The 4,666-nt window shown below is 70.6% G+C and carries 4 protein-coding genes; 3 read left to right on the plus strand and 1 reads right to left on the minus strand.

What is annotated here, in order from left to right; translation table 11 throughout:
• The first annotated feature begins 29 nt into the window (after window positions 1-29).
• Window positions 30-1,142, plus strand: coding sequence for an alkene reductase (locus tag FGF04_RS38160; protein WP_149515979.1), 1,113 nt, complete (start codon window positions 30-32; stop codon window positions 1,140-1,142).
• A 174-nt stretch (window positions 1,143-1,316) separates the two neighbouring features.
• A complete protein-coding gene (locus FGF04_RS38165; RefSeq protein ID WP_149515980.1) occupies window positions 1,317-2,114 on the plus strand; it encodes an IclR family transcriptional regulator in 798 nt (265 codons plus the stop codon).
• Window positions 2,115-2,164: 50 nt separating this feature from the next.
• On the opposite strand, the gene FGF04_RS38170 is transcribed toward FGF04_RS38165, so the two are convergent.
• On the minus strand, window positions 2,165-3,544 hold the full coding sequence (locus FGF04_RS38170) for an MFS transporter (protein ID WP_149515981.1): 1,380 nt from the start codon (window positions 3,542-3,544) through the stop codon (window positions 2,165-2,167).
• Window positions 3,545-3,738: 194 nt separating this feature from the next.
• On the opposite strand from FGF04_RS38170, the gene FGF04_RS38175 reads away from it, so the two are divergent.
• Window positions 3,739-4,635 (plus strand): DUF6282 family protein, encoded by an 897-nt coding sequence (locus FGF04_RS38175; RefSeq protein ID WP_149515982.1) that lies wholly within the window; start codon window positions 3,739-3,741, stop codon window positions 4,633-4,635.
• The last annotated feature ends 31 nt before the right edge of the window (window positions 4,636-4,666 follow it).

Consider the following 4,666-nt stretch of genomic DNA (forward strand, 5'->3'; position numbering starts at 1 on the left):
CCCCATTTCACCTCACGAAAGAGATCCTCATGTCCGACCAGACCCCGACGCCCGGCACCCGGCCCCTCCTGCGGCCCGTCCAGCTGGGCGCGCTCAAGCTGCCCAACCGCGTCGTCATGGCCCCCATGACGCGCGGCCGGGCCACCCGCGCAGACCTGGCCCCCACCGCCCTGCACGCCACCTATTACGCGCAGCGCGCCGGCGCCGGCCTCATCATCAGCGAGGGAACCTGGGTCAGCGAGGACGCGATCGGCTTCGTCAACGTCCCCGGCATGTACAGCGAGGCCCAGACCGCCGGCTGGGCCGAGGTCACCGCCGCCGTGCACGCCGCGGAGGGCAGGATCGTCTCGCAGCTCGGTCACGTCGGAGCGGTCTCCCACCCGGACCACCGCGGCGGCCGCCTCCCCGCGGGGCCTTCGGCGGTCAACCCCGAGGAGATGTCCTTCACCCCCGACGGCCCGAAGGACACCCTCACCCCGCGCGCCCTGACCGCCGCGGAGATCGCCACCACGATCAGCGACTACCGGCAGGCCGCGGCCAACGCCCTGCGCGCCGGCTTCGACGGCCTGGAGATCCACGCGCAGGTGTCGCACCTCGTGGCCCAGTTCCTCAACCCCCGCCTCAACCGGCGCACCGACGCCTACGGCGGCAGCAGCGAGAAGCGGGCCCAGTTCCTCCTCGACGTCGTGGACGCCGTCAGCAGCGTGTGGGACAGCGACCGCATCGGCATCAAGCTGTCCCCCTACTGGAAGGGCGGGCCCGCCTTCACCGCGGACGCCGAGGCGCTGGCCGACTACGACCAGCTCCTCAAGCGCCTGAACGACGGCAACCTGGCGTACCTCCACCTCGTCGGCCCGGAACCCGACGCGGGCACCGACGACACCTTCACCGCCTTCGCCCGCTACCGCGCCCACTACCGGGGAGCCGTCATCGCCAACCTCGGCTTCACCCAGGACACCGGCGACGAACTGCTCGAACGGGGACTGGCGGACGCGGTCTCCTTCGGCGCCCCCTTCATAGCCAACCCGGACCTCGTCGACCGGTTCGCCCACGGCCACCCCCTCGCCGCCGGCGACCACGACACGTACTACGAGGGTGGCACGCGGGGATACACGGACTACCCGACCGTGAGCGGCTCCTAGCTCTCACCGAAGTCCGACGTCCGACGCGAAGCCCGAAGCCCGAAGCCCGAAGTCCGACGTCCGAAGTCCGGAGCCTGAAGTCCCGGTGGGCCGGCCACGAGCCGCCGGCCGGTCGTGCGCGGGCAGCCCTTAGGATGGCGGGGTCCTCGAAAACATCGTCCGGCGGAGGCCCTCGTGACCAGATCGACGCGGTCGTCGGACACCGCCCGCGCCGACCAGGCCGACATCCAGGCGGTGAGCCGGGTCAGCCAGATCCTCTCGCTGTTCGAGCCGGCCATGCCGGAGGTGACCACGGGGGAGGTCGCCGAACGGCTGGGCCTGAACCGCACCACCGCCTACCGGTACTGCACGTCGCTGGTCGCGGCCGGTCTGCTGGAGCGCAACGCCGAGGGCGCGTACGTGCCCGGCGGCCTGCTGCTCCAGCTGGGCGCCTTCGCCATCGGTCACCGCCGTGTCGTCAACCTGGCGCCCCGTCACATGCAGGCGCTGTCGCGGGCCACCCGGACCAGCGCGGTGCTCAGCCTCTGGGGGCTCACCGGACCGGTGGTCTCCCGCGTCGAGGAGAACCTGTCCGCGGTCGTCATCGTGTCCGTGCGGGTCGGCAGCCACCTGCCGCTGGACACGGCCCAGAGCAAGGTCTTCCTCGCCTACCACGCCGACCAGTTGTCCATGGAACGGCTGATGGCCAACCTGCCCGGCCCCGCCCGGGACGAGCTGCGCGCCGACGTGGAGCGGGTCCGCGCCGTCGGCCACTGCTTCGCCATGGGGACTCCGGGCGTCGTCGCGGTGGCGGCGCCCGTCTTCGACGAGTACGGCATCTGCGCCACCCTCGCCGTCGTCGCTCCGGACAACACGCTGCCGATGTCGGACGACGCCCCCGAACTGCGCGCCGTCGTCGACGCCGCACGGGCCCTCACCCGGGAACTCGGCGGCCATTACACACCGGACGACGTGGAGCGGCCCGCCGTCTAGCCGGCCGGCGGGACCGACAGGGCCGGCGGGATCGACAGGGCCGGCGCGCGTCAGGAGAGCGCGGGGATCGTGTCGTCGTCGGCCATGTCGACGTCCTTGGTCTCGGGCCCGAGGAAGCCGCCGAGACTGATGAGCACGCCGGCGAGCGCGAGCAGGACGACCGGGGCGACGTGCTCCGGCACGGCTCCGCCGAGCTGCTGCAGGTAGAACTGGTAGAACGCCGGCGCGATGAGCGCGAGGCTGTAGCCGACGCCGTACCCGGTGGACCGCACACCGGCCGGGAACCGCTCGGTCAGATAGGCCGCGATGGGACCGAACGTGCCGACGGTCAGGACGCCGATCAGCGAACCCCAGCCGAGCGCGGCGCCGATCCCGCCGTCCGAGGCCATCAGGAGGGAGTAGGCGCCCGAGCCGAGGAACAGGACCACCAGGCCGTAGCCCATGTAGAAGCGCCGTCTCCCGATGCGCTGGGACAGCAGGCCGTAGAGGGGGAAGGACAGCGCGGCGGCACCGTTCATCACGAGCATGACCAGGGTGACCTGCTCGCTCGACAGGCCGAGGTGGCTCTTCAGCTGGGCGGGGGTCACGGCCGCCTGCATGTTCGTCGCCAGCCAGACACCGGTCATCAGCACGAACACCTGCCCGAGGGCCCTGGGGTACTGCTTCAGCAGCCGCAGGAAGGGCAGCTTGTGCCGCTCGCCGGTCACTTCCGCGGGCGGTTCGTGCACCTGGGTGAGGTAGTAGCGGAACAGCAGGGCCGCCAGCACGGCGCCGATCAGGAACGGCACCCGCCAGCCCCACTGCACATAACTGCTGTGCAGGCCGCTGGAGCCCATCAGGTTCAGCATCAGCAGGGTGATCCCGGCGATCACGGCGTACGCGGCGGGTGAGGTGGACGTCATGACCGAGGCGTACAAGCCCCGTTTGTGCCGGGGGCTCCACTCCATCGCGAGCGGCACCGCGGTCGTGTACTCGCCGCCCAGGAAGACCCCGTCGACGAATCTCAGGGCGATCAGCAGGCCGATCGACCACGCCCCGATCGTCTCGTGCCCCGGCAGGCAGGCGATGAGCAGGGTGATCACACCGAAGCCACCCACCGCGACGAGGGTGGTGCGCTTGCGGCCCACCGTGTCGGCGAAGTGCCCGAAGATCACCGCGCCGAGCGGACGGCCGATCAGCGTCGACGCGAAGACCAGCGAGGACAGCAGGGCCGTCGTGCTCGCGCTCAGCCCGGCGGACTGGAAGTAGATCATCGCCGGTGCCAGCACCACGATCGGCAGGTAGATGTCGAACTGGTCGACGAAGTAGGCCAGCGTCCCGCCGCGGACCGCGGCGCGCACCTTGTCGAGGTCCGGACCGTGCGGCGGCAGGGGGCGGGACGTGTCCGGGGCCGCGGACTGCGGCTCGGTGGCGGGTGGCGGTGTGGACATCGTCGTCCTCCGGGGTGCCGTGGGCTGCTTGCAGTTCACGCTCTGCCGCGTTCACAGCAATGCGAACTGAAGGTTCACGAAGCGAACAGGCATACCGTAATCAGCCACCGTGGCGCACACAAGACTCATGACCGGGGTTGACACCTGGTCTCATCGTGAACTCATACTTCGTAATGCGAACGAAGGGTGAGTCCATGAAAAAGAGTCCCGCCATCGCTTCCGTCCTCCACGGCCTGGTCGACATGCACGTCCACTCCGGTCCCAGCCCGTTTCCCCGCCGGTTCGACCACGTCGAGGCCGCGCAGGACGGCGCCAGGATCGGCCTGCGCGCCATGGTCGCCAAGTCCCACCACCACAACACCCAGATGGACGTCCTGGCGATGAAGGACCGGCTGGCCGGCGTCGCCGCCACCGTGCACGGCGGCATCGCCCTCAACAGCACCGTCGGCGGACTGAACGTGCACGCCGTGCGCATGTGCCTGCGCATGGGGGGCAAGGTCGTGTGGTTCCCGACCATCTCCTCGGGCCGGCACATGGACTGCCACCCCGAGGACGGGTCGTTCCCGACCACCACCGTGCCGCTGACCCTGGAGCGCATCGACATCGTCGACGAGGGGGGTGAGCTGAAGCCCGAGGCGGTCGAGATCCTCGACGAGATCAAGGAGCAGCGGGCCGTGGTCAACGGCGGCCACATGTACCCCGAGTACATTCGCACCCTGTTCCACGCCGCCAAGGAGCGGGGCATCGAGCGGATGGTGGTCAGCCACCCCGACTTCGTGATCGGCGCCGACCGGTCCCTGTGCCGCGAACTCACCGGTCTCGGCGCGTACCTGGAGCACGAGGTCGGCCACTACGACCCCGAGGGACCGGAGCGCTGGGACCCGAAGCGGCTGATGGACTGGATCGAGGAGATCGGCCCCGAACACACCGTCCTCGCCTCGGACTTCGGCCAGGACACGAACCCGAAGCCGGTGGACGCGTGGCTGCGGGTCGCCGGGGCGCTGCTCGACCTCGGACTGCCGGAGAAGGACCTGCGGCGCATGGTGTGCGACAACCCGGCGCGCCTGCTCGGCCTCGACCCCACCGACTGACCCGGTCCTGGAGCCCCTCCGGATTCCCCCG

It is taken from the genome of Streptomyces apricus (assembly GCF_008369065.1).
In the GTDB taxonomy this organism is placed as follows: Bacteria; Actinomycetota; Actinomycetes; order Streptomycetales; family Streptomycetaceae; genus Streptomyces; species Streptomyces apricus.

Coding starts and splice junctions, on each gene's coding strand:
- FGF04_RS38170 (WP_149515981.1), bottom strand. CDS start 3,544: ATGTCCACACCGCCACCCGCCACCGAGCCGCAGTCCGCGGCCCCGGAC.
- FGF04_RS38175 (WP_149515982.1), top strand. CDS start 3,739: ATGAAAAAGAGTCCCGCCATCGCTTCCGTCCTCCACGGCCTGGTCGAC.
- FGF04_RS38160 (WP_149515979.1), top strand. CDS start 30: ATGTCCGACCAGACCCCGACGCCCGGCACCCGGCCCCTCCTGCGGCCC.